The 26,083-nt window shown below is 69.7% G+C and carries 23 protein-coding genes; 13 read left to right on the top strand and 10 right to left on the bottom strand.

Annotation, left to right across the window (positions count from 1 at the left end):
* Positions 1 to 129: 129 nt before the first annotated feature.
* From A37E_RS0122205 to A37E_RS0122185, 5 genes are all read left to right on the top strand, one after another.
* Positions 130 to 426 carry a succinate dehydrogenase assembly factor 2 gene (locus tag A37E_RS0122205; RefSeq protein WP_029558624.1) on the top strand — a complete coding sequence of 99 codons (297 nt, stop codon included), beginning with the start codon at positions 130 to 132 and terminating at the stop codon, positions 424 to 426.
* Between the two features lie 63 nt (positions 427 to 489).
* Positions 490 to 3,999 (top strand): transcription-repair coupling factor, encoded by a 3,510-nt coding sequence (gene mfd, locus A37E_RS0122200; protein WP_029558623.1) that lies wholly within the window; start codon positions 490 to 492, stop codon positions 3,997 to 3,999.
* Positions 4,000 to 4,135: 136 nt separating this feature from the next.
* The gene (locus A37E_RS0122195) at positions 4,136 to 5,641 is read left to right on the top strand and encodes an EAL domain-containing protein (protein ID WP_038193544.1); all 1,506 of its coding nucleotides are present in this window, start codon (positions 4,136 to 4,138) and stop codon (positions 5,639 to 5,641) included.
* 58 nt (positions 5,642 to 5,699) lie between these two features.
* Positions 5,700 to 6,632 carry a MoxR family ATPase gene (locus A37E_RS0122190; RefSeq protein ID WP_029558621.1) on the top strand — a complete coding sequence of 311 codons (933 nt, stop codon included), beginning with the start codon at positions 5,700 to 5,702 and terminating at the stop codon, positions 6,630 to 6,632.
* Positions 6,629 to 7,840, top strand: a complete 1,212-nt coding sequence (locus tag A37E_RS0122185) for a VWA domain-containing protein (RefSeq protein ID WP_029558620.1) — start codon at positions 6,629 to 6,631, stop codon at positions 7,838 to 7,840. The genes A37E_RS0122190 and A37E_RS0122185 overlap by 4 nt, the downstream gene beginning before the upstream one ends.
* Here the strand turns inward: A37E_RS0122185 and A37E_RS0122180 are convergent.
* Both A37E_RS0122180 and A37E_RS0122175 read right to left on the bottom strand, forming a co-directional pair.
* Positions 7,803 to 8,669, bottom strand: coding sequence for a DUF296 domain-containing protein (locus A37E_RS0122180; RefSeq protein ID WP_051679258.1), 867 nt, complete (start codon positions 8,667 to 8,669; stop codon positions 7,803 to 7,805). The two genes, A37E_RS0122185 and A37E_RS0122180, sit on opposite strands and share 38 nt — an antisense overlap.
* Positions 8,662 to 9,756, bottom strand: coding sequence for a lysine-2,3-aminomutase-like protein (locus A37E_RS0122175; protein ID WP_051679257.1), 1,095 nt, complete (start codon positions 9,754 to 9,756; stop codon positions 8,662 to 8,664). Before A37E_RS0122175 ends, A37E_RS0122180 begins: the two co-directional genes overlap by 8 nt.
* 62 nt (positions 9,757 to 9,818) lie before the next feature.
* Here A37E_RS0122175 and A37E_RS0122170 point away from each other — a divergent pair, with 62 nt between their 5' ends.
* The 3 genes from A37E_RS0122170 to A37E_RS0122160 all read left to right on the top strand — a co-directional run bounded on the left by A37E_RS0122170 (position 9,819) and on the right by A37E_RS0122160 (position 12,572).
* A complete protein-coding gene (locus tag A37E_RS0122170) occupies positions 9,819 to 10,142 on the top strand; it encodes an XdhC family protein (RefSeq protein WP_029558617.1) in 324 nt (107 codons plus the stop codon).
* Positions 10,143 to 10,224: 82 nt separating this feature from the next.
* A complete protein-coding gene (locus A37E_RS0122165; RefSeq protein WP_029558616.1) occupies positions 10,225 to 10,923 on the top strand; it encodes an XdhC family protein in 699 nt (232 codons plus the stop codon).
* On the top strand, positions 10,920 to 12,572 hold the full coding sequence (locus tag A37E_RS0122160) for a molybdopterin-binding/glycosyltransferase family 2 protein (protein WP_038193542.1): 1,653 nt from the start codon (positions 10,920 to 10,922) through the stop codon (positions 12,570 to 12,572). Before A37E_RS0122165 ends, A37E_RS0122160 begins: the two co-directional genes overlap by 4 nt.
* Here A37E_RS0122160 and A37E_RS0122155 read toward each other — a convergent pair.
* Complete coding sequence (locus A37E_RS0122155) at positions 12,544 to 13,011, bottom strand: DUF488 domain-containing protein (protein WP_029558614.1); 468 nt, start codon at positions 13,009 to 13,011, stop codon at positions 12,544 to 12,546. The genes A37E_RS0122160 and A37E_RS0122155 overlap by 29 nt on opposite strands.
* A 205-nt stretch (positions 13,012 to 13,216) precedes the next feature.
* Here A37E_RS0122155 and A37E_RS0122150 point away from each other — a divergent pair, with 205 nt between their 5' ends.
* Together A37E_RS0122150 and A37E_RS0122145 are read left to right on the top strand one after the other, a co-directional pair.
* Positions 13,217 to 14,389, top strand: coding sequence for a putative zinc-binding peptidase (locus A37E_RS0122150; RefSeq protein ID WP_029558613.1), 1,173 nt, complete (start codon positions 13,217 to 13,219; stop codon positions 14,387 to 14,389).
* 140 nt (positions 14,390 to 14,529) lie between these two features.
* Positions 14,530 to 16,029 (top strand): MDR family MFS transporter, encoded by a 1,500-nt coding sequence (locus A37E_RS0122145; protein WP_029558612.1) that lies wholly within the window; start codon positions 14,530 to 14,532, stop codon positions 16,027 to 16,029.
* A gap of 28 nt (positions 16,030 to 16,057) precedes the next feature.
* Here A37E_RS0122145 and topA read toward each other — a convergent pair whose 3' ends face one another.
* On the bottom strand, positions 16,058 to 18,745 hold the full coding sequence (gene topA, locus A37E_RS0122140; RefSeq protein ID WP_029558610.1) for a type I DNA topoisomerase: 2,688 nt from the start codon (positions 18,743 to 18,745) through the stop codon (positions 16,058 to 16,060).
* 328 nt (positions 18,746 to 19,073) lie between these two features.
* Here topA and A37E_RS0122135 point away from each other — a divergent pair, with 328 nt between their 5' ends.
* Positions 19,074 to 19,286 carry a hypothetical protein gene (locus A37E_RS0122135; RefSeq protein ID WP_024278933.1) on the top strand — a complete coding sequence of 71 codons (213 nt, stop codon included), beginning with the start codon at positions 19,074 to 19,076 and terminating at the stop codon, positions 19,284 to 19,286.
* A 12-nt stretch (positions 19,287 to 19,298) separates the two neighbouring features.
* Here the strand turns inward: A37E_RS0122135 and dprA are convergent, their stop codons facing one another.
* From dprA to A37E_RS0122115, 4 genes are read right to left on the bottom strand one after another with little or no spacing between them, the layout of a single operon-like run.
* A complete protein-coding gene (gene dprA / locus A37E_RS0122130; protein ID WP_051679256.1) occupies positions 19,299 to 20,447 on the bottom strand; it encodes a DNA-processing protein DprA in 1,149 nt (382 codons plus the stop codon).
* A gap of 6 nt (positions 20,448 to 20,453) precedes the next feature.
* On the bottom strand, positions 20,454 to 21,059 hold the full coding sequence (gene plsY, locus A37E_RS0122125; protein WP_029558608.1) for a glycerol-3-phosphate 1-O-acyltransferase PlsY: 606 nt from the start codon (positions 21,057 to 21,059) through the stop codon (positions 20,454 to 20,456).
* A gap of 58 nt (positions 21,060 to 21,117) precedes the next feature.
* Positions 21,118 to 22,434: a dihydroorotase gene (locus tag A37E_RS0122120; protein ID WP_029558607.1), complete on the bottom strand. Its 1,317-nt coding sequence runs from the start codon at positions 22,432 to 22,434 to the stop codon at positions 21,118 to 21,120.
* Positions 22,427 to 23,374, bottom strand: coding sequence for an aspartate carbamoyltransferase catalytic subunit (locus A37E_RS0122115; protein WP_024278937.1), 948 nt, complete (start codon positions 23,372 to 23,374; stop codon positions 22,427 to 22,429). The genes A37E_RS0122120 and A37E_RS0122115 overlap by 8 nt, the downstream gene beginning before the upstream one ends.
* 245 nt (positions 23,375 to 23,619) lie before the next feature.
* On the opposite strand from A37E_RS0122115, the gene A37E_RS25570 reads away from it, so the two are divergent.
* A complete protein-coding gene (locus A37E_RS25570) occupies positions 23,620 to 24,045 on the top strand; it encodes a hypothetical protein (protein ID WP_038193539.1) in 426 nt (141 codons plus the stop codon).
* 67 nt (positions 24,046 to 24,112) lie between these two features.
* Here the strand turns inward: A37E_RS25570 and A37E_RS0122105 are convergent, their stop codons facing one another.
* Positions 24,113 to 25,048 (bottom strand): AEC family transporter, encoded by a 936-nt coding sequence (locus tag A37E_RS0122105; protein WP_024278939.1) that lies wholly within the window; start codon positions 25,046 to 25,048, stop codon positions 24,113 to 24,115.
* A gap of 178 nt (positions 25,049 to 25,226) precedes the next feature.
* Positions 25,227 to 25,745: a Holliday junction resolvase RuvX gene (ruvX, locus tag A37E_RS0122100; protein WP_024278940.1), complete on the bottom strand. Its 519-nt coding sequence runs from the start codon at positions 25,743 to 25,745 to the stop codon at positions 25,227 to 25,229.
* Positions 25,746 to 25,836: 91 nt separating this feature from the next.
* On the opposite strand from ruvX, the gene A37E_RS0122095 reads away from it, so the two are divergent.
* Positions 25,837 to 26,079, top strand: coding sequence for a type II toxin-antitoxin system ParD family antitoxin (locus tag A37E_RS0122095; protein WP_029558606.1), 243 nt, complete (start codon positions 25,837 to 25,839; stop codon positions 26,077 to 26,079).
* The last annotated feature ends 4 nt before the right edge of the window (positions 26,080 to 26,083 follow it).

Raw genomic sequence — 26,083 nt, 5'->3', positions numbered from 1 at the left:
TGTCGCGAATCCAGCCGCGACCAGCCGCCATCCCCCGTCCCCACTGGCCAAGACGGGGGACAAGCCCCTATATGCCGGTGTCGGACGGGCCGCAGGGCCCGGCCGTCGCCTTGCTTTGGAGGTCCCCTCATGTCCGGCATCATCAGGTCTAGCGACGGCCTCGACGAGCGGCGCCGCCGCGTCCTGTTCCGGGCCCGCCATCGCGGGATGCGCGAGATGGACCTCATTCTCGGCGGCTTCGCCGATGCCGAGATCACCGCGCTGTCGGACGCGGAACTCGCTGATTTCGAGGAACTGCTGGAGCCCGAGGACCAGAAGGTCTTCGGCTGGGTGAGCGGCACCGAGCCGATCCCGCCGGAATTCGACACCGAGCTGTTCCGCAAGATCTGCGCCTTCCATTTCTCGGGCCGCGGGCTGCCGGGCTGATCTTGCTGGGCTGATCTTGCCGGGCTGATCTTCCGCCCCCGCCGTCCTTCCGGAGTTCCTGTCTTGAAGCGTCCCCTGCCCATCGCCGACGTGCTGGCCGAAGGCCGGCCGCTGACCCTCTCGCGCGTCGCCGACGGCATGGAGGGCATGGTGGTCGCGGACCTCGCGCGCTCCATCGCGGCGGGCAAGAATGCACCCTGGCCGAGCCTGACGGTGGTCTGCCGCGACGGCCAGCGCATGGCGGCGCTCGAACGGGGCCTCGCCTTCTTCGCCCCCGAGCTGGAGGTGATCTCCTTCCCCTCGTGGGATTGCCTGCCCTATGACCGGGCCTCGCCCAACGCCTCCATCGTGGCGCGGCGCATGGCGGCGCTGGCGAAGCTCGCCCGCATCAAGGGCGGGGCGGCCAGCGTGCTCCTCACCACCGTCAACGCCACGGTGCAGCGCGTGCCGGCCAAGGGGCTGGTGGCGTCGCAGTCGCTGGTGGCGGCGCCGGGCAACGCCATCGCGCTGGACGGCATCACCGAATGGGCCGAGCAGAACGGCTTCCTGCGCACCCCCACCGTGCGCGACACCGGCGAATATGCGGTGCGCGGCGGCCTCATCGACCTGTTCCCGCCCGGACTCGACGCGCCCATCCGGCTCGATTTCTTCGGCGACACGCTGGAGAGCATCCGCGCCTTCGATCCCGAGACCCAGCGCACCACCTCCCAGCTCAGATCGCTGGAGCTGGTGCCCATGGCCGAGTTCCAGCTGACCACCGACACCATGCGCCGCTTCCGCATGGCCTACATCGCCCAGTTCGGCGCTGCCCAGAAAGGCGACACCCTCTATGAGGCCGTGAGCGAGGGCCGCCGCCACGCCGGCATGGAGCACTGGCTGCCGCTGTTCCATGAGCGCATGGACACGCTGTTCGACTATCTCGAAGGCGGCACTTTGCTGCTCGATCCGCTGGCCGAGGAAGCTGGCGGCGAGCGCATCGCCCAGATCGCCGACTATTACGACGCCCGCCGGCAGGCGCAGGACCTCAGCGGCGGACCGATCTACAATCCGCTGCCGCCGGACCGGCTCTATCTGCAAGGCCCGGAATGGTCCAAGGCCCTCGCCGGCATGCGCCTCGCGCGCCTCTCGCCGTTCGCCGTGCCGGAAGGCGGGGCGGGCAAGGTCATCGATCTCGGCGGTGTGCAGGGCCGCTCCTTCGCGGCCGAGCGGGCGGACCAGGACGCCAACGTCTTCGACGCCGCCATCGCCCATGTCAGGGACATGCAGAAGTCCAAGAAGGTCATCCTCGCCGGCTGGTCGGAAGGCTCGCGCGAGCGCCTCGGCACGGTGCTCGCCGACCATGGCCTGAAGGGCTGCGCCGCCATCTCCCGCTTCGACAGCCTCGCCGCCCTGCCGAAGAACCAGGCGGCGCTCGCCGTGTTCGGCGTGGAAGCTGGCTTCGAGACGCCGGACTTCGCCGTCATCGGCGAGCAGGACATCCTCGGCGATCGCCTCGTGCGCCCCAAGCGCAAGGCGCGCCGCCCGCAGGATGTGCTCACGGAGCTGACCGCGCTCACCGCCGGCGACCTCGTGGTGCATGTGGACCACGGCATCGGCCGCTTCATCGGCCTGAAGACCGTCGAGGCCATGGGCGCGCCCCATGACTGCCTGGAGCTGCACTATGCGGGCGGCGACAAGCTGTTCCTGCCGGTGGAGAATCTCGAACTCCTGAGCCGCTACGGCTCGGAGGAGACGGAAGCCCAGCTGGACAAGCTGGGCGGCGGCGCCTGGCAGCAGCGCAAGGCGCGGATGAAGAAGCGCATCCGCGAGATGGCGTCCGAACTCATCAAGATCGCCGCCCAGCGCCAGCTCGGCGAGGCACCCAAGCTGGTGCCGGCCATGGGCCTCTACGACGAATTCCGCGCCCGCTTCCCCTACGAGGAGACGGACGACCAGGAAGCCGCCATCGACTCGGTGCTGGACGACCTCGCCTCCGGCCACCCCATGGACCGGCTGATCTGCGGCGACGTGGGCTTCGGCAAGACGGAAGTGGCCTTGCGCGCTGCCTTCGCGGTGGCGCTCTCCGGCAAGCAGGTGGCGGTGGTGGTGCCCACCACGCTCCTCGCCCGCCAGCATTTCAAGACCTTCTCCGACCGCTTCAAGGGCCTGCCGGTTCAGGTGGGGCAGGCCTCCCGCATGGTGACGGGCAAGGACCTCACCGCTGTCAAGAAGGGCATTGCCGACGGCACGCTGGATATCGTGGTCGGCACCCACGCGCTGCTGGGCAAGGGCATCGCCTTCAAGGATCTCGGCCTCGTCATCGTGGACGAGGAGCAGCATTTCGGCGTCGCCCACAAGGAGCGGCTGAAGCAGCTGCGCGCCGAGGTGCATGTGCTGACGCTGACCGCCACGCCCATTCCCCGCACCCTGCAACTGGCCATGACCGGGGTGCGCGAACTCTCCATCATCGCCACCCCGCCGGTGGACCGCCTCGCGGTGCGCACCTTCATCACGCCGTTCGATCCGCTGGTGGTGCGCGAGGCGCTGCTGCGCGAGCGCTATCGCGGCGGCCAGAGCTTCTATGTGGTGCCGCGCATCGAGGACCTCGCCGAGGTGCGGGAGTTTCTGGCCGCCTCGGTGCCCGAGGTGAAGGTGGCGGTGGCCCACGGCCAGCTCGCCGCCGGCGCGCTCGAAGACATCATGACCGCCTTCTACGATGGGCAGTATGACGTGCTGCTCTCCACCACCATCGTGGAGTCCGGCCTCGACGTCCCCAACGCCAACACGCTCATCGTCCACCGGGCGGACATGTTCGGCCTCGCCCAGCTCTACCAGCTGCGCGGCCGCGTCGGCCGGGCCAAGGCGCGCGCCTATGCCATCTTCACCGTGCCGGCCACCAAGCCCGTGACGGTGCAGGCGGAACGCCGGCTGAAGGTGCTGCAATCCCTGGAGACGCTGGGCGCCGGCTTCCAGCTGGCGAGCCACGACCTCGACATCCGCGGCGCCGGCAACCTCTTGGGCGACGAGCAGTCCGGCCACATCAAGGAAGTGGGCTACGAGCTGTACCAGGAGATGCTCCAGGAGGCGATCGCCCACATCAAGGCCGGCATCACCGACTATGTGGACGACAAGTGGTCGCCCAACATCACCATCGGCATGCCGGTGCTGATCCCCGAGGATTACGTGGCCGACCTCCACGTCCGCCTCGCCCTCTACCGTCGCCTCGCCGATATCCAGGACGATGCCGAGATCGACTCCTTCGGCGCCGAACTGGTGGATCGCTTCGGCCCCACGCCGGAGGAGGTGGGCCAGCTCCTGAAGCTCACCCAGATCAAGGCGCTGGCCCGCAAGGCCAATGTGGAGAAGGTGGACGCCGGCCCCAAGGGCGTGGTGCTCACCTTCCGCAGCAACGAGTTCTCGGACCCCTCGGGCCTCGTGAAGCTCATCGCCAACGAGGGCTCGCAGGCCAAGGTGCGCCCCGACTTCAAGGTCGTGTTCCTGCGCGACTGGCCGAACGCCGAGCACCGGCTGAAGGGCACCCTCACCGTGTTGAAGAAGCTCGCAGATCTTTCCGCACGGAAAGGATTAGCGTAGTTTCAGGTGTTCTGGTACATCCCGGATCAATTACAACGTGGCCTTGGTTTGGAGAAACAAGTTCCACTAGGGGTGGTGATGCGGGATGGGGGACGTGCAGTCTTGGCGCCGGCGCCTCTGGCCGAAACATCTCGAGATGATGGTGCCTGTCGTGTTCGTCGCGACTGTCTGCCTCGTCGCGGCCGTCTATCTCATGCTCGACTTCCAGAGGATGAGATCGGGGGTCGTCCAGCGCTACCACACGCAGGCTCTCAACCTCGCCCAATGGACCGACCGCAACCTCGACCGCCTTGCGGGTCTGGTGCGTGATGCCGCCGGCCACTCCAAAGATCTGTGCAGCCCGGAAGGTGTTCGCGGCCTAAGGCAGCAATTGGGCACGGCGCCCCTGCTGAATGTTGAGTTCCAGGGGCGGCAGGGCGACGCCTGTACGGTGCGGTCGGCGGTTTCCCTGGACGAGTTGTGCGCCGGAATGTCGGATCGGGACCCGGTGCAGATACCTCTGGATCTCGGTGACGGTCGCAGGCTGCTGCTCGATCTCAACGGGGCCTGCCTCCTTGAAGCGGTGGTCCCGCCGGAGGCGGACGAGGGCGTCCGCCATCGCCTGCTCTCCGTCCAGTTGGGCCGGTCCATGCCAGCGACGCCGCAGGACACGGGCGACGCGACCGTTGCCGGTGTCCTGTCCATGTTCGTCTCGCCCGTGGAGCTCAAGGCTCAATCACACAAGTGGCCGGTGGTGGTTGTCATCAACGTGCCGGAATCCAGCCTGGTCCACCAGTGGCTGGCCACCGTGCCGCTACAGCTCAGCCTGATCTCGGGGTTGGGGATCGCACTGTGGTTCGGACCCATGTCGCTGGTGCGGCGGCGTCTTTCGGTGGAGGGGCAGGTGCGCAATGCCCTGCGGCGCGGGGACTTCTTCCTCGCCTACCTGCCTTTGGTGGATGTGGCGTCGCGCAACTGGGTGGGAGCTGAAGCGCTGTTGCGCTGGCGGCATGCCCGCCACGGCGTGCTGATGCCGAACTCTTTCATCCCCTGGATCGAGACCAGCCCCCTCATCCATGACACCACGCGGTGGGTGTTGCTGCAGGCGGCGCGGGATCTCTCCCATATGTCGCAGAAGGTTCCCGATTTCTCGCTCGCCGTGAACGTGCCGCCCGTCCAGTTCAGCGACACGCGCCTCGTGCAGATGGCGGACGAGGCCTTCGGCACGCGCCCGCTGGCGCTCTGCCAGGTGGTGTTCGAGCTGACCGAGCGCCAGGCGCTCGATTACGACGCGCCGGCCCTCGGCGAGGTGCTGCGCAGCCTGCGCCATCGCGGCGCGCAGATCGCGGTCGATGATTTCGGCGTCGGCTTCTCCAATCTCGCTTTGCTCGGCATGATCGAGGTCGATTTCGTCAAGATCGATCGCTCCTTCCTGCGCGAGGAGGCGTGGACCGAGCCGCACATGCTGGAGGCCATGGTGCCGCTGCTGCGCGACCTCGGCGTCCTCATCATCGCCGAAGGCATCGAGACCGAGCGTCAGCTTGAACGCGTCCGCAATTGCGGCATCCGCTTCGCGCAGGGCTTCCTGTTCTCCCGCCCGATCGAGCTTGAGGCGCTGCTCGACGGGCTGCCGGCGCTGCCGGCGCCAGCCCATCCGGCCTGACAGAGAGTGGGGCTTACCCCCGCTTGGCCGGTTTCCCGCCCCATGCTCTACTCGCCCCATGACCGCAGACGCGACACGGGGCGCCTTGCCCGGCTCCATCGATGACACCGGCCGGCTGCTGGCCGGGCAGGGCTATGTGGCCGACCGGGCGCTGTCCACCGTCGTCTTCCTCGCGCTGCGCATGGGCCGCCCGCTGCTGCTGGAGGGTGAGGCCGGCGTCGGCAAGACCGAGGTGGCGAAGGCGCTGGCCGCGGCCCTCGGGCGCCGGCTGATCCGCCTGCAATGCTATGAAGGGCTGGACCTCGCCGCTGCCGTCTATGAGTGGAACCACGCCGCCCAGATGATCGCCATCCGCCTCGCGGAAGCGGCCGGGGAGAGCGACAAGGGCGCCATCGCCGCCGACATCTTCTCCGACCGCTATCTGCTGCGCCGCCCCCTTCTGGAGGCGCTGGAGCCGCACACGGAAGGCCCGCCCGTTCTGCTGGTGGACGAGCTGGACCGCACGGATGAAGCCTTCGAGGCCTTCCTGCTGGAAGTGCTCTCCGACCATCAGGTGACGATCCCGGAGCTGGGCACCATCAAGGCCGCCGCGCCGCCCATCGTGCTGCTCACCTCCAACCGCACGCGGGAAATCCACGACGCCCTCAAGCGGCGCTGCCTCTATCACTGGGTGGACTATCCCGACGCTACTCGTGAGATGGCGATCCTGCGCACCCGCCTGCCGGACGCGCCCGCGCGGCTCTCGGCCGAGGTGGTGGCCTTCGTGCAGGCGCTGCGCAAGGAAGACCTGTTCAAGGTGCCCGGCGTCGCCGAGACGCTGGACTGGGCGTCCGCGCTGGTGGAGCTGAACGCGGTTTCGCTCGATCCGGGCCTCGTGGGCGACACGCTGGGCGTGCTGCTCAAATATCAGGACGACATCGCCCGCACCGACGCGCCCCGCATCGAGCGCCTCATCGAGGAGGCGCGGCAGGCCTCGCGCGCGGCGGAGTGAACACCGCGAGCGCGACCGCCGCCGAAGACGGGCGGCTCGCCGAGAACATCGCCTGGTTCGGCCGCGCTTTGCGCGCCGCCGGCTTGAAGGTGGGGCCGGGCCGCATCCTTGATGCGGTGGCGGCGGTGGAGATGGCGGGCGTCGGCGCCCGCGAGGATTTCTACTGGACACTCCACGCCCTCTTCGTGTCGCGCCACGAGGACAGCGTGGTGTTCGATCAGGCCTTCCGCCTGTTCTGGCGCCACCGGGCGCATCAGGAGCGGCTCATCGCCATGCTCTCGCCGGTGGCCGTGCCGCAGCGCGAGCAGAAGCGCGAGAGCGTGCTCCGGCGGGTGGAGGAGGCGCTGTTCGCCGGAGTCGGCACCGAGCGGCAGGTGGAAAAGCCCCGCGTGGAGGTGGAGGCGCGCCTCTCCGCCTCCGTCGAGGACGTGCTGCGCACCAAGGATTTCGCCCAGATGTCTGCCGCCGAACTCGCCGAGGCGCGCCGCCGCATCGCGCAATTGCGGATGCCGGACGACTATGCCCGCACCCGCCGCCTCATCCCCGATCCCAAGGGCCGCCGGCTCGATCTGCGCGCCTCCCTGCGCGCGGCCGTGGCGACGGGCGGTGATCTCGTGCTGCTGAAGCATCGCGGCCCGAAGGAGAAGCCGCCCCCGGTGGTGGCGCTGGTGGATATCTCGGGCTCCATGGCCGACTATTCCCGGCACATCCTGTCTTTCCTTCACGCGCTCGGCGGGCGACGGAAGGTCTCCGTCTTCCTGTTCGGCACGCGCCTCACCAATGTCACCCGGCAGCTGGCGCGGCGCGATCCCGATGCGGCGCTGGCGGCGGTTTCCGCCTCGGCGCGCGACTGGGCGGGGGGCACCCGCATCGCCGCCTCCCTGCGCGCGTTCAATGTGGAGTGGTCGCGCCGGGTGACGGCGCAGAACCCTGTCGTTCTGCTGTTCACCGACGGGCTGGAGCGGGAGGTGGACGATACGCTGCCCGGCGAGATGGCGCGCCTCAAGCGCTCCTGCCGCCGGCTCGTCTGGCTCAATCCGCTGCTGCGCTACGAAGGGTTCGAGCCGAAGGCGCAGGGCGTCGCCGCCATGCTGCCGCAGGTGGACGAGATGCGTCCCGTCCACGATCTCAAAAGCCTGGAAAGCCTTGTGGCGGCCCTGTCCGGCCCGCTCAGCCGGCGGTCTCTTCCACCGCCAGCTCGAAGGTGATGAGAACAGGGTTCTCCCCCCGCACCAGCCGCCCCTCGGCGAGCACGCCGGAAAGGCCGACGAGGGAGAGGGAGATGTCGGCGACCAGCGCGCCCGTCGCATCGGGGGCGATCACGCCGTTGGTCACGAAGACCTCGGTGGCATAGTCCTCCACCTCCGGCGCATCATGGAAGCGCGCGCCGATGATGCTGCCCACCCCGCCGCGCAGCCGCCCGCCCTTGAAGCCGTGGCGGCGGCAGATGTCTTCCACCGCGCCGAACAGCTCGGTGTTGGGCCGCACCCGCGCGAAGGCGATGCGGGGGCCATCGGCCGGCGCATTCACCGCGTGGGGGGTGAAGAGGGGGAAGTTGGTCTCGGGGTCGTAATCGGCTGATGTCTCCACCTCGGCCGCACCATAGGCGCGGGCGCGGATGGGCGCGGCGACGACTGCCTCGTGGGGCATCACATGGCCGCCGTGGCGGCTGCCGTCCGGCTCGATCCAGAAGGCATGGCAATGGATGAAGGGCGCGCCCTCCTTCCGGCCGAAGGTGACGTTGCCGCGCTCCAGCTTGGTCACGCCCTCGGGCGAGAAGGCGCGGCTGTACCAGGCGGCGTGGGTGTCGTCGGGCGAGGCGGCGGGCATCACATAGGTGAAGGGGCCGAAGGCGCCGCCGGAAATCTCCACCTGCGCCGCGCCCATGCCCGCTTCCAGCAGCGGCCCGCAGATGGCGGCGTTGATGGTGAGGCCGGGCTCAAGCGTGAAGTCGAGCACCTTCAGCGCACCCACCGCGCTCTCTATGCGCTGGGGGGCGACCGGCCCCGGCTGGGTGATGCGACGAAGCTCAGCCATTTGTTCCCTCATCAGCATAGGCGTGCAGGCCGCCGCAATTGTCGCTCACCTGATAGCCGCCCTCGGTCGCGGCCAGATGGCCCGGCGTGAGCGGCACTTTCCCGGCCCCGCCGGGGATATCGAGCACGTAGGTCGGCTGGGCGATGCCGGAAAGGCGCCCGCGCAGTGCCCGCACCAGCGCCTGACCTTCGGCGATGGGCAGGCGGAAATGGCCGGTGCCGGGGGCGAGGTCGGGATGGTGCAGGTAATAGGGCTTCACCCGGCATTCCACGAGGGCGCGGAACAGCTCGGCCAGCGTCTCCGCGCTGTCGTTCACCCCCCGCAGCAGCACCGTCTGCGACAAGAGGGGAATGCCGGCATCGGCGAGCCGCGCCAGAGCCGCGCGGGCGGCGGGTGTCAGCTCCCGCGCATGGTTCACATGCACCGCCACATAGGGCGTGATGCCCGGCGCCTTGAGCGCGGAGACGAAGGCCGGCGTCACCCGTTCCGGCGCGGCGATGGGCACGCGGGTATGGTGGCGCACGATCTTCACATGGGGGATGGCCGCAAGCCGCCCCACCACCTCGCCCATGCGCCGCGCCGAGAGCATGAAGGGGTCGCCGCCGGTGAGGATGACCTCCCAGATCTCCGGATGCCCGGCGAAATAGGCGAAGGCCTGCTCCAGCGCATCGTCGGAGAGGAGAGAGGCCGCGCCCGGCCCCACCATCTCGCGGCGGAAGCAGAAGCGGCAATAGACGGCACAGACGCCGACGATCTTCAGCAATGCCCGGTCGGGATAGCGATGCACCACGCCCGGCACGGGGCTATGGGCGTCGTCGCCGATGGGGTCGGCCAGTTCCTGCGGACGCACCTCCAGCTCGGCCACATCGGGCACGAACTGGCGGGCGATAGGGTCGGCGGCGTCCGTCGTGTCGATGGCGGCGGCCAGCGTAGGCGTCACCGCCACGGCATAGCGGGCGGCCACCTGTTCCAGCCCGGCGCGCGCGTCCGGCGCGGCGAGGCCGGCGCCGATCAGGTCGTCGGCGGTGCGCAGCGTCCCTTGATCGCTGGCGGCCAAGGACACAAGTTTGTTGAGAGGGTTCGGCATCGGCTCGGCGGACAGCTATATGGGAAGCCTGCCGGGATGCCAAATCGATACGGGAGCCGCCCATGGACGTGACCGACAGCGATGTTCTCGCCGCCGCCGAGCGCTGGCGCCGCGAGGGCCGGGGGGTGGCCATCGCCACCGTGCTGGAAACCTGGGGCTCGGCACCGCGCCCGGTGGGCAGCCGCCTTGTCATCGATGCGGAGGGCAATTTCCTCGGCTCGGTGTCCGGCGGCTGCGTGGAAGGCGCGGTGGTGAGCGAGGCGGCGGAGGTGATCGCGGCAGGCAGGCCCCGCACTCTGGAGTTCGGCGTCGCCGACGAGACCGCCTGGAAGGTCGGCCTCTCCTGCGGCGGCAAAATCGCCGTCTATGTGGAGCCGGTGGACTGAGCACACCGGGCGGTGACGCAGGCCGCCAAGCGTTATATTCAGTGGGGAAGATGATCCGGATGCTCCCTGAGGGAGGACCACCATGCGTCTCGACCTGCTCGCGGCCCTGAATGCGGAGCGCGCCGCCCGCCGCGCGGCGGTCGTCGTGACCGAGCTTGCCACCGGCGCCCAAAGGCTCGCCACTGCCGCGACCCTCGCCTCCGACCCGCTGGCGCCGGAGATCGCGGCGGCGCTGACGGCACGCCGTAGCGGGAAGGCCGGGGAGGGCAGCGTCTTCCTCGCGGTAGATGTGCCGCCGCCGCGCATGCTGGTGATCGGCGCCGTCCACATCTCGCAGGCGCTGGCGCCCATGGCGCGGCTCGCCGGCTTCGACCTGACCATCCTCGATCCGCGCACCGCCTTCGCCACCCCCGAGCGCTTCCCGGATGTGCCGGTGATCGCCGATTGGCCGGAGGAGACGCTGCCGGCCTACGGGCTCGATCCCTTCACCGCTTTGGTGGCGCTCACCCACGATCCCAAGATCGACGAGCCGGCCATCGCCGCCGCCCTTCGGGCCGAGTGCTTCTATGTGGGCGCGCTCGGTTCGCGGCGTACCCATGCTAAGCGCGTGGAACGGCTCGCGGCGGCGGGGCTGTCCCAGCAGGCCATCAGCCGAATCCACGCCCCCATCGGCATGGATATCGGCGCCTCCAGCCCGGCGGAGATTGCGGTCGCGGTGCTGGCCGAGGTGATCCGCGCCCTGCGCACCGGCGCCAGCGCCACGGCGGGAGCGGCGGCGTGAGATTTGGCCCCCTGCCGCTCGCCGAGGCCGAAGGCGCCGTCGCCGCCCATTCCGTGCGGCTGCCGGGCGGCACCATCAAGAAGGGCACGCGCCTGACGGCGGCCGACATCGCCCGTCTCGCGGCGGCAGGCATCGCCGAGGTGGTCGCCGCCCGCATGGAGCCGGGGGATGTGGCCGAGGATGCCGCCGCGCGTCGCCTCGCCGATGCGGCGGCTGGCGCCAACGTGCGGCCCGACACGGCCTTCACCGGCCGCGCCAATCTCTATGCCGCCACCTCCGGCGTCCTGCGGATTTCGGATGCCGCGCTGGACGCTTTCAACGCGGTGGACGAAGCCATCACCCTCGCCACCCTGCGCGACTTCAGCGCGGTGGCGGCCGGCGACATGGTGGGGACGGTGAAGATCATCCCCTATGCCGTTCCGGGTGCGCTCGTGGAGGCAGCCGCCGCGGCGGCGCAGGGCGTGATCGCCATTGCGCCGTTCCGCCTGAAGCGCGTGGCGGTGCTTTCCACCCTGCTGCCGGGCCTCGCCGACAAAGTGGTGGCGAAGACGCTGGCCGTCACCCGCGCCCGCCTCGCGATCGCCGGGGCCGAGGTGATCGCCCACCGCACCCTGCCGCACGAGGCCGCGCCGCTCGCCGTCGCGCTCACGGACGCGGTGGCGGCCGGTGCGGAACTGGTCATCGTCTTCGGCGCCTCGGCCATCGCCGACCGCAACGACGTGATCCCCGCCGGGCTCGTGGCGGCTGGGGGCGAGGTCCAGCGCCTGGGCATGCCGGTGGACCCCGGCAACCTCCTCATGCTGGGGCGGCTCGGCGCCGTGCCGGTGCTGGGCGCGCCGGGTTGCGCGCGCAGCCCGAAGGAGAACGGCTTCGACTTCATCCTCCATCGCCTCCTCGCCGGGTTGGAGGTGAGCGCCCGCGACATCGCCCGGCTCGGCGCCGGCGGGCTGTTGCAGGACATCGCCGCCCGCCCCCATCCCCGAGCCGAGAGCGACGAGGCGGAGGACGGGTTCGCCGCCGTCATCCTCGCCGCCGGCCGCTCGTCGCGAATGGGGGAAGGCATCAATAAGTTGCTCGCGGAGGTGGGCGGCCAGCCGGTGATCCGCCGCGTGGCGGAAGCGGCGCTGGCGTCTCGCGCGCGTCCGGTCATCGTCGTGACCGGACACGAGCGCGGCCGCGTGGAGGCGGCGCTGGCGGGGCTGGACGTGCTCTTCGTCCACAATCCCGATCACGCGACAGGCATGGCCTCCTCGTTGCGCGCCGGCATTGCCGCGGTGCCGGAGACGGCGGCCGGCGCGCTGGTGGTGCTCGGCGACATGCCGCTCCTTGCGCCCGGTCTGCTGGATCGCCTGATGGCGGCCTATGCGCCTGCGTCCGGCCGGCTCATCGCGGCTCCGGTGGAGGGCGGGCAGCGGGGGCATCCGGTGTTGTGGTCGCGCCGCTTCTTCGCCGAACTGGCGGCGCTGGAGGGGGATGTGGGTGCCCGCGCCATTCTCGCCGCCAATGCCGAGCTGGTGGCGGAAGTGCCTGTCGCGGCGGAGGAGGGCGCCTTCCTCGACGTGGACACGCCGCGCCTCCTCGCCGAGGCGCGCGAGGCCGCCGCCAAAGGTGAGCGGCAGCTCAGAACGGCGCCGGCTGAAGGTGCGTGACGCCGATGTCCAGCCGCTCGCACAGGAATTGCGCGAGCCGCAGCCGGTGGCACCCCTCCACATGGCGCTCGAAGCACATGAGGCAGATGCGCCGGCCCTGCGCCAGCTCGGCCAATTCCTCCAGCGCCGCCTTGGCGGGATCGGTGGCGAGGTGGGCGTCATAGATGCGCATCAGCGCGTCATGGTCGCCGCTGCGTGCCGCGAGCCGCCCCTCCTTGGGCGTGCCCAGCGTCCTGAGGTGGACATAGGCGACGCCATGCTCGGCAATGCCCGCCGCCAGCGCCGTCTTGGAGAAACCCGGCCGGCGTGACGCCGCGACGGCGCGCACGTCCACCAGCAGGCCCACCTTCGCCTCATCCAGCGCCGACTGGAAAGCGGAGGGAGTCGATTGCTCGTAGCCGATGGTGAAGAGGGCGGTGGGGTCTTTGCGGCTGCTCATGAGGGGATCATGCCGCGCGGCGGACGACCCGTCATCCCCGCCCGGAGCGCGTTTCGCAGGCGCGAAATGGACTTGAGCCGGGGAAAGGCTCACTTTCTTGCCTGAGCCAGCGGTGAACGGGGAACCGCGCGGCGCTTCTCGGGTTCAAGAGCCACCCGGGCGGGCGTCGTACAAGGACGGCCGCTGGCTTGGGGGGAGACCCATCATGCGCCTGTTTCGCTGTGCCGCCTGCGATCAGCTCCTGTATTTCGAAAACCGCCGCTGCGAGAAGTGCGGCCACGATCTCGGCTACATCCCGCAAGCCAACGCCCTCGTGCCGCTGGAGCGCGAAGGGGATGCCGAGAGCAGCGTGTGGCGCGCCATCGGTCGCGGCGGCGAGCAGCGCTATCGCTTCTGCGCCAATGCGGCGTTCGATGCCTGCAACTGGCTGATGCCGGCGGAGGAGGAAGGCGAATTCTGCCTCGCCTGCCGCCACAACCGCACGGTGCCGGACCTCACGGTGCCCGAAAACCTGCGCAAGTGGCGCAAGGTGGAGGTGGCAAAGCACCGGCTCATCTATTCCCTCCTGCGCCTCAACCTGCCGCTGGAGAACAACGAGGACCGCGAGGGCGGCCTCTGCTTCGACTTCCTCGCCGACGATCCGGACGGCTCGGCCCCGAAAATCATGACCGGCCACGACGAGGGCCTCATCACCATCGCCCTCGCGGAGGCGGACGACGCCGAGCGCGAGCATCGCAAGGGCGAGCTTGGCGAGCTTTACCGTACCCTGCTCGGCCATTTCCGCCACGAGACGGGGCATTATTACTGGAATCGGCTGGTGCGCGACGCGGGTCGCCTCCAGGCCTTCCGCGCCCTCTTCGGCGACGAGACGGTGGATTATGGCGAGGCGCTGCAGGCCTATTACGCCAACGGTCCCAAGCCCGACTGGCAGATGAACTATGTCTCGGCCTACGCCACCGCCCACCCGTGGGAGGACTTCGCCGAGACGTTCAAGCACTACATCCACATCGTGGATACGCTGGAGATGGCGGGCGCCTTCGGCATGCGCGTGCAGCCGCGGCTCGACCGGACCGGCGAGCTGGGGGCGGAGGTGGATTTCAACCCCTACCGCGCCTGCGCCATCCAGCAGATGGTGGATTCCTGGCTGCCCATCTCCTTCGCGCTCAACAATCTCAACCGCTGCCTCGGCATGTCCGATGCCTATCCGTTCATCCTCGGCCCGGGCGTCATCGAGAAGGTCGGCTTCATCCACAGCCTGGTCCATCGGCAGGTGGAAGCCGATCCGGTGCCGGAGACCGTCACCGAGGAGGTGCCGCCGGGCCGTGGCGAGAATGCCGCCGATGCGCCGGAGGGCAGCCCGATCGCCGCAGTCGCGTAAGGCGTCGGCGGGGTGCGCCATCACGCACTCGTGAAGCTGGGCGGGAGCGGATGGGGGTGCCCCTTCCGTCCCGTCGGCCTTGCAATCGGATGGCAACGGGCGACCCATGGTCGTCCCTCCGCCGTCGTTCGATTCCCCCGATGAACCAGATCGATCCCCAGTCGCCCCACGCTTCGTCAGGGGCGAAGACCCCACCCAGCCACGCCGAGATCCGCCGCATCATCTTCGGCCTGATGCTGGCCATGCTGCTGGGCGCGCTGGACCAGACCATCGTGGCCACGGCCCTGCCGACCATCGGCGATGCGTTCGGCGACTTCGCCAACCTCTCTTGGGTGGTCACCGCCTATCTCCTGACCGCGACGGTGGCGACCCCGCTTTACGGCAAGCTGAGCGACATCCACGGGCGGCGGGTGATGCTGCTGACGGCCGTCGCCGTATTCTCGGCGGCCTCCGTGGCCTGCGCGCTGGCACCGAACCTGCTCGCCCTCATCATCGCGCGGGCGGTGCAGGGGCTGGGCGGCGGGGGCCTCATCTCTTTGTCCCAGACCATCATCGCCGATCTGGTCTCGCCGCGGGAGCGCGGGCGCTATCAGGCGCAGATCGCCGGCGTGTTCGCCGCCTCCAGCATCGCCGGTCCGGTTCTGGGCGGTCTCTTTGCCCAGTATCTCAGCTGGACCCTCATCTTCTGGGTCAACCTGCCCATTGGCCTTGTGGCGCTGCTCATCACCGAGCGGCGGCTGCGCGATTTGCCGCGCCACGAGCGCCGCCATGCCATGGACTATCTGGGCGCGGCGCTGATGGCGGTGGCGAGCCTGATGCTGCTCCTCGCCCTCGGCTGGGGTGGCGTGCGCCTGCCCTGGGGCTCGCCGCTCATCCTCGGCCTGTTCGCCGGCGCGGCGGTTTTCGTTGCCCTGTTCATCTGGCGGATGCGGTGGGCGGAGGAACCGTTCCTGCCCCTCGGCCTCCTCGCCGACAAGGTGGTGGGCTGGGGCATGATCGCCTCGTTCCTCGCATTCGGGGGAATGGTCGGCCTGTCCATCTTCGTGCCGCTCTATTTCGAGACGGCGCGCGGCCTCTCCGCCACCCAGTCGGGCCTGGGGCTCATTCCCTTCATGGGCGGCGTGGTGATGGGGGCCGTGCTCTCCGGGCGCTCCATGGCGCGCCTTGCCCATTACAAGCGTCCCGCCCTCGCCGGGCTGACGCTCGCGACCGCCGGGCTCCTCGCGATCGGCCTGGTTCCGGCCATGCCGCTGGCGCTGGCCCTGGCGCTGTTCGTCGTCATCGGCCTGGGCTTGGGCACGGCGCTGCCGGTCTGCACGGTGTCCATCCAGAACGCAGTGCAGCCGCATCTGATGGGCACGACGACCGGCGTCATGACCTTCTTCCGCCAGCTCGGCGGCGCGCTGGCCGTGGCCGTGCTTGGCGCCGTGCTTCTCGCCGCGCTGGCCACGGGCGGGGCGGCGGATATCGAGACCCTGGCGCGCAGCGCGGACCCGGCGCGCCTCGCAAGCGCGTTCAGCCGGGTGTTCCTCACCATGACGGTGGTGGCGGCGCTGGCGGCCGTGGCGCTGGCGTTCCTGCCGGAGCGGCCGCTGCGCACGTCGGTCCACGCCAGCGAGGGCGAGGGCAGCATCGTGTGATGCTGCCCCGGCCGGAACGGCGCGGCGCCTATTCGGCCGCGTCGGGCTTGCTTGCGGCTGCCTTCTTGGCAGCGGGCTTCTTGGTCGCCGCGGCTTTCGTCGCCGGCTTTTTGGCCGCGGGCTTCTTCGCGGCAGCCTTCTTCGGCGTGGCCTTCTCGCCATCCGCCGAAGCCGCCTTGCGGGCGCCGCCACGCGCGGGCTTGGCCGGCGAAGACGCCGCCTTGGCGTCGATGAGCTGCACCGCCTGTTCCAGCGTCAGCGTTTCGGGATCGGTGGACTTGGGCAGGGTCGCGTTGACCTTGCCGTGGTTCACGTAAGGCCCGAAGCGGCCCGGACGCACGGTGATCGGCCCGCCCAGCGTCGGATGGTCGCCGACGACCCGCCCGGCCGGGGTGCCGCCGCGCCCGCCACGACCCTTGGACTGCTTCTCCGCGATCAGCGCCACCGCCCGGTTGAGGCCGATGGCGAGGATGTCGTCGCCGTCCTCGATGTTGGCGTAGGTGCGCCCGTGCTGGACATAGGGTCCATAGCGTCCGATGCCGGCGAGGATGGGCTCGCGATCCTCCGGATGGAGGCCGATCTCGCGCGGGAGGGCCAGCAGCTTCAGCGCGGTTTCAAGGTCCACGTCCGCCGGGGCAAGGCCCTTGGGCAGCGACGAGCGCTTGGGCTTCTCGCCTTCCTTGCCCTCTCCGAGCTGGAGATAGGTGCCGAAGCGGCCCGAACGGATGGTGACTTCCTCGCCCGAATCCGGATCGAGGCCGAGCACGCGGGTGCCGTCGCCTTCCTGCGCATTGTCGCCGGTGAGCGGACGGGTGTGGCGGCACTCGGGGTAGTTGGAGCAGCCGATGAAGGCGCCGAACTTGCCCATCTTCAGCGAGAGCCGGCCGGTGCCGCAGGTGGGGCACAGGCGCGGGTCTGTCCCGTCCTCGGTGGGCGGGAAGATGTGGGCGGTCAGCATCTCGTCGAGGGCGTCCAGCACCTGCGACACGCGCAGATCCTTGGTGGCCTCGATGGCGGCGTGGAAATCCTGCCAGAAGGCGCGCAGCACCTCCTTCCAGTCGAGTTCGGCCGCGGAAACCTCGTCGAGCTTCTCTTCGAGGTCGGCGGTGAAATCGTATTCCACGTAACGCTTGAAGAAGCTTTCGAGGAAGGCCGTGACGAGCCGGCCCTTGTCCTCCGGCACCAGCTTCTTCTTGTCGAGCTTCACATATTCGCGGTCGCGCAGCACGGCGAGCACGGCGGCATAGGTGGAGGGGCGGCCGATGCCCAGTTCCTCCATGCGCTTCACCAGCGAGGCTTCCGAATAGCGCGGCGGCGGCTCGGTGAAGTGCTGGGTGGTGTTGATGTCGCGCTTGGCCAGCGCCTCGTTGGCGCTCATGGCCGGAAGGCGGCGGCCCTCCTCGTCGTCATCCTCATCGTCCTTGCCCTCGCGGTAGAGGGTGAGGAAGCCGTCGAACTTCACCACGGTGCCGGTGGCGGTGAGGTCCAGCGTGCGGGCGCCGGCTTTCGCCTCGATGTCCGCCGTGGTGCGCTCCAGCTCGGCCGATTCCATCTGGCTCGCGACCGTGCGGATCCAGATCAGCTCATAGAGCTTGGCCTGCTCGCCATCGAGATAGCGGGCCACATCGCGCGGATGACGCGACGGGTCGGTGGGGCGGATGGCCTCGTGGGCCTCCTGCGCGTTCTTGGCCTTGGTGGTGTACTTGCGCGGCACGCCGGGCAGGTACTTCGGGCCGAACTGCTTGCCGATGGCATCGCGGGTGGCGGCAACGGCCTCGGGGGCCATGTCCACGCCGTCGGTTCGCATATAGGTGATGAGACCCACCGTCTCGCCGCCGACGTCCACGCCTTCATAGAGGCGCTGGGCGATCTGCATGGTGCGGGCCGGCGCGAGGCCGAGCTTGCGGCTCGCCTCCTGCTGCAGGGTGGAGGTGGTGAAGGGCGGCTGGGGATGCCGCTTCATGGGCTTGGCTTCGACCGAGCGCACCCGGAACGCGGCGCTGTCTAGCGCTTCGCGGAAGGCCTTCGCCTCCTCCGCCGTGCCCACCGAGAGGCGGGTGATCTTCTTGCCGTCGGCGCCGGAAAGACGGGCCTCGAACTCCTCGTTCCGCGGCGTCGCGAGCCGGGCGAGGATGGACCAGTATTCCTTGCGGACGAAGGTCTCGATCTCCCGCTCGCGGTCGCAGACGAGGCGCAGCGCCACCGACTGCACGCGGCCGGCGGACCGCGCGCCGGGCAGCTTGCGCCACAGCACGGGGGAGAGGGTGAAGCCCACGAGATAATCGAGGGCGCGGCGGGCGAGATAGGCGTCCACCAGCGCCACGTCGATATCGCGCGGCGCCTTCATGGCCTCCAGCACCGCCTGCTTGGTGATGGCGTTGAAGACCACGCGCTCGACCTTCTGGCCCTTGAGCGCCTTCTTCTGCCGCAGCACCTCCAGCACGTGCCAGGAGATGGCCTCACCTTCCCGATCCGGGTCGGTGGCGAGGATCAGGCCATCGGCCCCCTTCACGGCGGCGGCGATCTCGTTGAGCCGCTTCTGCGCCTTGGGGTCCACGTCCCACAGCATGCGGAAGTCGGCGTCCGGATCCACCGACCCGTCCTTCGACGGGAGGTCGCGAACGTGGCCGTAGGAGGCGATGACCTCGTAGCCGGGACCGAGATATTTGTTGATCGTCTTCGCCTTGGCCGGCGATTCGACGATGACGACCTGCATGACGAACCGTGTCTCAATCAAGGGCCGCCGCCCCATTGCGCGGCCTTGGAAAGGGGAGGGAGCATCCCGCGATACCGTTTGGCATCCCGGGAGCGAAGCGTGAAGCTCCGGCTCCGATGCCCGGCGTCTGATCGCGATCGCTCACCCCAGCAAGAGGATCGCGACGCCGAGAGCGCCGCAACATGGGGAGCCAAGGGGCGCCTGTCAAATGGTGCCCCCCTTCAGGCTCAGCCGCCGGGTTTGATGAAAGTACAACCCAGAGTATGTTTCAATATCGAACTCAATCTTTAAGACCAGTCTCAGATACCAACCGGGGCTTGGAACCGACATGACCGAACGGTCTCCCGTCGACATCGCCGACGATGCGGCCGCGACGGCTGCCTATGTCGCCGCCATTACCGCCGAATTGTCACGTCTCGCCCGCAACCACGGGTTCAGTACCCTCGCCTATGTGCTCGATATGGCGCGTCAGGAGGCGCGCGCGTTGGCCGACAATGTATCGTCCCGCGGACCGGGGAGCACCGACGCCGAGCGGCGGTGAGCCGCTCCGCCCCTATTTGAGCGCAACCCGCCCGGTGCCCGGGCGGTCGAGGCGTCCGGCAAGCTCAAGCTCCAGCAGCACGATCTGGACCTCCGCGACCGTGCAACCGGACAGGCGCACCAGATCGTCGGTCGGCGTCGGCACCGGGCCGAGCAGCGAGATCACGCGGGCGCGCGCATCGTCGCCCGGCGTGACCGGCCCCGCCGGCACGAACGGCGCCTCCGCCTCGACCACCGGATCCTCGCGCCGCCCGGCGATGGGGGTGAGCACCTCGATCACGTCGGCTGCCTCGGTGACGAGGGTCGCCCCGCGCTTCAGCAGGCGGTTGGTGCCGCCCGCACGGGGATCGAGCGGCGAGCCGGGCACGGCGAACACCTCGCGCCCCTGCTCGGCGGCGAGCCGCGCGGTGATGAGCGAGCCGGAGCGCTCCGCCGCCTCCACCACCACCACCCCGAGGCTCATGCCCGAAACCAGACGGTTGCGGCGGGGAAAGTCGCGGGCGCGCGGCTCCCAGCCGATGGGCATTTCGGAGACGAGCGCGCCGGTCGCGGCCACTTTCTCCATCAGGCCGAGGTTTTCGGGTGGGTAGGGCTTGGCCAGTCCGCCAGCGAACACGCCCACCGTGCCGCCGTCGAGGCTCGCCTCGTGGGCGGCGGCATCGATGCCGCGCGCGAGGCCGGACACCACAACCCATCCCCCCGCCGCGAGATCCCGCGCGAGGCGCGCCGCGAAGGTGCGGCCTGCGGCAGAGGCATTGCGGGCTCCGACGATGCCGACCATGGGCCGGCGCAAGACCTCGGCCTCGCCGCGCACGGAGATCAGCGGCGGCGCATCGTCGAGGGCGGCGAGGGCAGGGGGGTAGTCACGCTCGCCGAGCGCGACCAGCCGGGCGCCCATGCGGGCGTGCGCCTCCATCTCGGCGTCAGCCTCGGCGATGGTGGGCGTGTGCGGCGGCATCAGCCGTCCGCCGCGCCGGGCGAGGGAGGGCAGGGCCTCCAGCGCCGCACCGGCACCGCCGAACTGGTTGATGAGGGCGCGGAAGGTGCGCGGGCCGACATTCTCGGTGCGGATCAGCCGCAGCCAGTCGCGGCGCTGCTCCGGCCCGAGCAATTCGCCCTTCGACGGCCCGCTGGCGGGACCCTGTGCCCTGCCCCGCGCCATGTCGCCTCAGCCCTTCGCGCCGATCTTGCCCTCGGTGCCTTCCAGCAGCCGGCGGATGTTCTCGTGGTGCTTCAGCCACAGCAGGATGGCGAGCACGGCGAGCAGCACGGCGAGATTGTTGTGCCCGAGGCCCATGGCCGCGATGACCGTGGCAACCGACGCCATGAGCGCGGACAAAGAGGAATAGCGCGTGAAATAGGCCGCCCCCAGCCACACCACCGCGAAGGCGATGGCGGCGGGCCAGAACAGGCCGATGGTGACGCCCAGGAAGGTCGCGACGCCCTTGCCGCCCTTGAAGCGCAGCCACACCGGCGCGATGTGGCCGAGGAAGGCGCCGACCGCCGCCGCCATGGCGGCCGTCTCTCCGGCGAAATGTCGGGCGAGGAGGACGGCCGCGGTGCCTTTCAACGCATCGAGCAGAAGGGTTGCGGCGGCGAGATCCTTGCGGCCGGTCCGCAGCACGTTGGTGGCGCCGATGTTGCCGGAGCCGATGGTGCGCAGGTCCTTGGTGCCGGCAAAGCGCGTGAGGAGGAGCCCGAACGGGACCGAGCCGAGCAGGTAGCCGAACGCGAGCGCGATCAGCAGCACGAGCGCGGGCGGGGTATCAGGCATGCGCACCTCGAACGATCTCGCCGCGCCGCCGCGGCGGGACGGCACAGGTCACGGTGGGTCAAACGTATTCGTAGACGGTGCGCCCGGCAACGACGGTCCGCAGCACCCGCCCGTCGAGGCGCGCCTCGTCGAACGGCGTGTTCCGGCAGCGCGACTTAAGGGAGCGGGGATCGAGCACATAGGGCATGCCGGGATCGAACACGATCACGTCCCCCGCCGCGCCGGGCCGAAGCGTGCCGGCATCCAGACCCAGAATCTGCGCCGGCCGGGTGGAGAGGGCGGCGAGCAGGTTCACGAGGTCCACCTGATCGGAATGGACGAGACGCAGCGCGGCGGAGAGCAGCGTCTCCAGCCCGATGGCACCGGGCTCGGCTTCCGAGAAGGGCAGGCGCTTGCCCTCGACGTCCTGCGGCAGATGGTCGGAGACCACCACGTCCAGCAGGCCGGAGGCCAGCGCGCGGATCAGCGCCTGCCGGTCCTCCTCCCCGCGCAGGGGCGGGGCGAGGCGGAAATAGGTGCGGTAGGCGCCGATATCCAGCTCGTTGAACGAGAGGTGGTTGATGCTGACCGAGGCGGTGACCGGCAGCCCGGCGGCCTTGGCCCGCTCCAGCACCTCCAGCGATTCGGCGCAGGTGAGCGCCGCCGCGTGGTAGCGCGAGCGCGCCGCGCCCACGAGCCGCACGTCGCGTTCGAGGATGATGGTCTCGGCCGCCTTCGGATTGCCGGAGAGGCCGAGGCGGGAGGCAAACGCCCCCTCGTTCATCGCCCCCTGCGACATTGAGGCGTCCTCGGTGTGGTGCACCAGGAGGGCGTCGAAATCGCGGGCATAGGTGAGCGCGCGGCGCAGCACCTGCGCGTTCATGATGGATTTGTGGCCATCGGTGAAAGCGACAGCACCGGCGGCCTGCAGCAGGCCGATCTCGGTCATCTCGTGGCCTTCGAGGCCCTTGGTGATGGCCGCCATGGGATGCACCCGCACCACCGCCGTGTCCCGCGCCCGGCGCAGGATGAAGTCCACGATGGCCGGATCGTCCACCGCCGGGTCCGTATCCGGCTGGCAGATGATGGTGGTGACACCGCCCGCCGCCGCGGCGTGGCTCGCCGAGGCGAGCGTCTCGCGATGCTCGGCGCCGGGCTCGCCCACGAAGGCGCGCATGTCCACAAGGCCGGGCGCGACCACCGCCCCGGCGCACTCCACCACCTCGGCACCATCGGGAATGCCGGCGGCGGCGATGCCGAAGCCGGCGTCCTTCACCACGCCGTCGGCGAGGAAGACGTCGCCATGGAAGTCCGCGCCGCGCGAGGGGTCGATGACCCGCGCATTGGCGAGCAGCAGCGGCCGGGAATCGTTGGAATGGGAGCGGCCGTTACGCATTGGGAAGCTTCCGCGCGAGGGAATCGAGCACCGCCATGCGCACGGCGACGCCCATCTCCACCTGCTCACGAATGAGGGACTGCGCCCCGTCCGCGATGGCAGAGTCGATCTCCACACCGCGGTTCATGGGGCCGGGGTGCATCACCAGCGCGTCGGGCGCGGCGTAGCGCAGCTTGGCCTCGTCGAGGCCGAAATAGTGGAAATACTCCTTCACCGAGGGGATGAAGGAGCCGGCCATGCGCTCGCGCTGGAGGCGCAGCATCATCACGATATCCGCCCCTTCCAGCCCCGCCTCCATGGTGCGGAACACCTCGACGCCGAGGCTCTCCACGCCGGAAGGCAGGAGGGTGGAGGGCGCCACCACGCGCACCTTGGCGCCCATGGTGTTCAGGAGCGCGATGTTGGAGCGCGCCACGCGCGAATGGAGCACATCCCCGCAGATGGCGACCGTCAGTCCTTGGATGCGCCCCTTGTTGCGGCGGATGGTCAGGGCGTCGAGCAGCGCCTGGGTGGGGTGCTCGTGGGCGCCGTCGCCGGCATTCACCACGCAGCAATCCACCTTGCGCGCCAGAAGCGCCACCGCGCCGGAGGCGTGATGCCGGACGACGAGGATGTCCGGGTGCATGGCGTTCAGCGTGATGGCGGTGTCGATGAGCGTCTCGCCCTTCTTCACCGAAGAGGAGGCGACCGACATGTTCATCACGTCGGCGCCGAGCCGCTTGCCCGCGATCTCGAACGAGGACTGGGTGCGGGTGGAGGCCTCGAAGAACAGGTTGATCTGGGTGCGTCCGCGCAGCGTCGTGCGCTTCTTCTCGATCTGCCGGTTGAGTTCGACGAACTCCTCGGCGAGGTCGAGCAGACCCGTGATCTCGCCGGCGGAAAGCCCTTCGATGCCGATGAGGTCTCGGCCGGAGAGCGTGAAGGCGGAAGGATCTTGCATGGCAGGCGGGAGGCATAGCGGCCAAGCGCGGCCCCGGCAAGGGAAGCCTGTGAATGAAGCTTGGCGCGGCAAGGCATCGATCGCCGTGATTTACCGGCCGTTCACCATCCGTGAAGGGCGGTCCCGGTGATTCCCCGGCGTCGCCACACTTTGGAACGAAGTCTCATCGAGCCTTTTCGCAGCCGGATCGGACGGGCTGTTGCGAGCCGCCAGACCGTCGCCCCGGAGGTTGGGAGTTACTCGTCATGTCCATTCTGATGCGGACGAACCTCATGGCGCTCGGCGTCGCCGTGGTGCTCACCGGCAGTGCCGGAACGGGCAACGCCGCCGCCATCGGCACCGGCGCGTTGGCCATGGCGCCGGCCAAGGCCGCGAGCGTCACCGATGTCGGCTACTGGTATCGCGGCCGCTGGTACCGCGGCGGCTGCTGGAACTGCGGCAATGGCGCAGCGCTCGGCGCGGGCGTCGCCATCGGCGTGCTGGGCGCGGCGGCCATCGCCGGCGCTGTGGCTGCGCCCCCGCCGCCCCCGGTCGTCTATTACGAGCAGCCGCCGGTTGTTTATTACCAACCCGCGCCGCGCGTCTATCTGGAGCCGGTGCCCCCGCCGCGCCCGCGCAGCTGCTGGGTGACCACCGGCCCCGGCGGGCAGGGCTATTTCTCGCCCTGCTGAGTCGCGGGGAGACGAGGTTCGTCAGGGCGGCTTCGGCCGCCCTTTCGTTTGGGTCAGGCCAGCATCGTCAGGCCAGCATTTTGGCGATGGTCACCACCAGCGGCAGCGTGATGGCGGCGCCGATAATCTGGATGGTCAGGATCTCCGCAAGGAGCGGCGCGTCTCCGCCCATCTGCCGCGCCAGCACATAGCCGTTGGGCGCGGACGGCACGGCGGCGGTGATCGCCACCACCACAAGCTCCGTGCCGCTCAGCCCGAACGCCAGCGCCAGGGCGATCGCGATGGCCGGCTTCACCAGCAGCTTCAGTGCGAGGCTGGCGAACACGATGGCGCGCGGCCGCTTCAGCCGGTCGAGGATCAGGCCGCCGCCGACCACCAGAAGCCCCAGCGCCAGCGAGGCCTTGCCGAGGATATCGCCGAACTCCACCAGGACGGGCGGCACCGGGACGTGCGTGACATTGAGCAGGGCACCCGCCGAGCAGGCCCAGATGTAGGGATTGCGCGCCAACTGCTCGGCCACATAGGCGAAGGTGGGCGGGTGGCGGCCGGAGAAGGAGGCGAGCACCAGCACGGCGATGATGTTCACCACCGGGATCATCGCCACCAGCGCCAGCGCGGCGATGGTGATTCCCGCCGCGCCATAGAGGCCGCCTGCCACCGCCAGCACGATGTACGTGTTCCAGCGCACCGCCCCCTGGAACAGGGAGGTGAAGCCGGGCCCGTCCGCCGCCAGCGCCGCGATCAGCGGCTTGTGCAGGAGAACGATCAGGCCCGAGAGGATCACAACGGTCCCGATGAGCGCGCCGGCAACCGCCACGACATTCACGGTGCTGAGGTCCGCCTTCACCGCGGAGACCACCAGAAGCGCCGGGAACAGCACGAAATAGGTCAGCTTCTCCAGCGCCGCCCAATGGGCCGCGTCCTTCAGGAGGATGCGTCGCAGCACGGCGCCGAGGGCGATGACGAGGAAGACCGGCACGAGGGCCGTGAAGATGAGGCTCATGGGGCAGACGCTTACCGTGCCGGCCGTTCGGCGGCAGGCAATTACTCCTACACGGCGGTGCGAATTCGCCGCGCGCCCGCTTTAGGCCCGGAGCCGGGATAAGAAAAGCGCCATTGTCCCGAAATGGGGCAGGGCCGGCGGCTCGCGAAGAACCTGCCAGGAACAGGAGGGGGCCGAATCAGTCTTCGAAGTCGGTTCCCGCCTCGTTCTGCGCGAGGCGGTCGAGGAAGCCGAGCGCCCCGTCGAGGATGAAGGCCGCCGCGTGCTGGTCCACCACCTCGGCCCGTCGCGACCGGCTCATGTCCGCCGAGATCAGCGCCCGCTCGACCGCGACAGTGGACAGCCGCTCGTCCCACAGGGCGATGGGCCGCCCCGCCAGCCGGGCGAAATTGCGGGCGAAGGCCCGGCTCGCCTGCGCGCGGGGACCTTCGGTGCCGTCCATGTTGAGCGGCAGTCCCAGCACGAAGGCCACCGCCCGCCGCTCGTCGGCGAGGGCCACCAGACGCAGGGCCTCGGCGGTGAACTTGGTGCGCTTCACCGTCTCGATCACGGTCGCGATGCGGCGGTCCGGGTCGGAGCCCGCGACGCCGATGGTCTTGGTGCCGAGATCAAGCCCGATCAGCGCCCCGCGCGGCGGCAAAAGGGCGGCGATGTCCGCGAGCGGACCGACGGGGGCGGGGAGGGGCGCGTCTACCATGCGTGAGGGGTAGAGGATTTGTGGAGCGGAGCAAGGGGGTAGCCTACCAACCTGTACCAATCCTTGGTATTCTTCGGGGAGGAGCTAACCCATGTCGCGCAACACGTCCGTTTCCCTCGGCGACCATTTCGCCAGTTTCGTCGATCGCCAAGTGGAGGCGGGACGCTATAGTTCGGCCAGCGATGTGGTGCGCGCCGGCCTGCGGTTGCTGGAGGAGCATGAGGCGCGACTCGATGCGCTCCGGTCGGCTCTGGCCGAGGGCGAGGCGAGCGGGCCGGGTGAGCCCTTCGATGTCGAATCTTTCCTCGCCGAGAAGCGGTCCGGCGCGGCCTGACCGC

The sequence above is a fragment of the Xanthobacter sp. 91 genome (genome assembly GCF_000702385.1).
In the GTDB taxonomy this organism is placed as follows: Bacteria; Pseudomonadota; Alphaproteobacteria; order Rhizobiales; family Xanthobacteraceae; genus Xanthobacter; species Xanthobacter aminoxidans.
This window is presented reverse-complemented; position numbering and strand designations above follow the sequence as displayed.

What these genes read in the sequence shown, in the direction of transcription:
- A37E_RS0122205 (WP_029558624.1), top strand. Translation starts at nt 130, where the DNA reads ATGTCCGGCATCATCAGGTCTAGCGACGGCCTCGACGAGCGGCGCCGC.
- A37E_RS0122195 (WP_038193544.1), top strand. Translation starts at nt 4,136, where the DNA reads ATGATGGTGCCTGTCGTGTTCGTCGCGACTGTCTGCCTCGTCGCGGCC.
- A37E_RS0122190 (WP_029558621.1), top strand. Translation starts at nt 5,700, where the DNA reads ATGACCGCAGACGCGACACGGGGCGCCTTGCCCGGCTCCATCGATGAC.
- A37E_RS0122180 (WP_051679258.1), bottom strand. Translation starts at nt 8,669, where the DNA reads ATGGCTGAGCTTCGTCGCATCACCCAGCCGGGGCCGGTCGCCCCCCAG.
- A37E_RS0122175 (WP_051679257.1), bottom strand. Translation starts at nt 9,756, where the DNA reads ATGCCGAACCCTCTCAACAAACTTGTGTCCTTGGCCGCCAGCGATCAA.
- A37E_RS0122170 (WP_029558617.1), top strand. Translation starts at nt 9,819, where the DNA reads ATGGACGTGACCGACAGCGATGTTCTCGCCGCCGCCGAGCGCTGGCGC.
- A37E_RS0122165 (WP_029558616.1), top strand. Translation starts at nt 10,225, where the DNA reads ATGCGTCTCGACCTGCTCGCGGCCCTGAATGCGGAGCGCGCCGCCCGC.
- A37E_RS0122155 (WP_029558614.1), bottom strand. Translation starts at nt 13,011, where the DNA reads ATGAGCAGCCGCAAAGACCCCACCGCCCTCTTCACCATCGGCTACGAG.
- A37E_RS0122150 (WP_029558613.1), top strand. Translation starts at nt 13,217, where the DNA reads ATGCGCCTGTTTCGCTGTGCCGCCTGCGATCAGCTCCTGTATTTCGAA.
- A37E_RS0122145 (WP_029558612.1), top strand. Translation starts at nt 14,530, where the DNA reads ATGAACCAGATCGATCCCCAGTCGCCCCACGCTTCGTCAGGGGCGAAG.
- topA (WP_029558610.1), bottom strand. Translation starts at nt 18,745, where the DNA reads ATGCAGGTCGTCATCGTCGAATCGCCGGCCAAGGCGAAGACGATCAAC.
- A37E_RS0122135 (WP_024278933.1), top strand. Translation starts at nt 19,074, where the DNA reads ATGACCGAACGGTCTCCCGTCGACATCGCCGACGATGCGGCCGCGACG.
- dprA (WP_051679256.1), bottom strand. Translation starts at nt 20,447, where the DNA reads ATGGCGCGGGGCAGGGCACAGGGTCCCGCCAGCGGGCCGTCGAAGGGC.
- plsY (WP_029558608.1), bottom strand. Translation starts at nt 21,059, where the DNA reads ATGCCTGATACCCCGCCCGCGCTCGTGCTGCTGATCGCGCTCGCGTTC.
- A37E_RS0122120 (WP_029558607.1), bottom strand. Translation starts at nt 22,434, where the DNA reads ATGCGTAACGGCCGCTCCCATTCCAACGATTCCCGGCCGCTGCTGCTC.
- A37E_RS0122115 (WP_024278937.1), bottom strand. Translation starts at nt 23,374, where the DNA reads ATGCAAGATCCTTCCGCCTTCACGCTCTCCGGCCGAGACCTCATCGGC.
- A37E_RS25570 (WP_038193539.1), top strand. Translation starts at nt 23,620, where the DNA reads ATGTCCATTCTGATGCGGACGAACCTCATGGCGCTCGGCGTCGCCGTG.
- A37E_RS0122105 (WP_024278939.1), bottom strand. Translation starts at nt 25,048, where the DNA reads ATGAGCCTCATCTTCACGGCCCTCGTGCCGGTCTTCCTCGTCATCGCC.
- ruvX (WP_024278940.1), bottom strand. Translation starts at nt 25,745, where the DNA reads ATGGTAGACGCGCCCCTCCCCGCCCCCGTCGGTCCGCTCGCGGACATC.
- A37E_RS0122095 (WP_029558606.1), top strand. Translation starts at nt 25,837, where the DNA reads ATGTCGCGCAACACGTCCGTTTCCCTCGGCGACCATTTCGCCAGTTTC.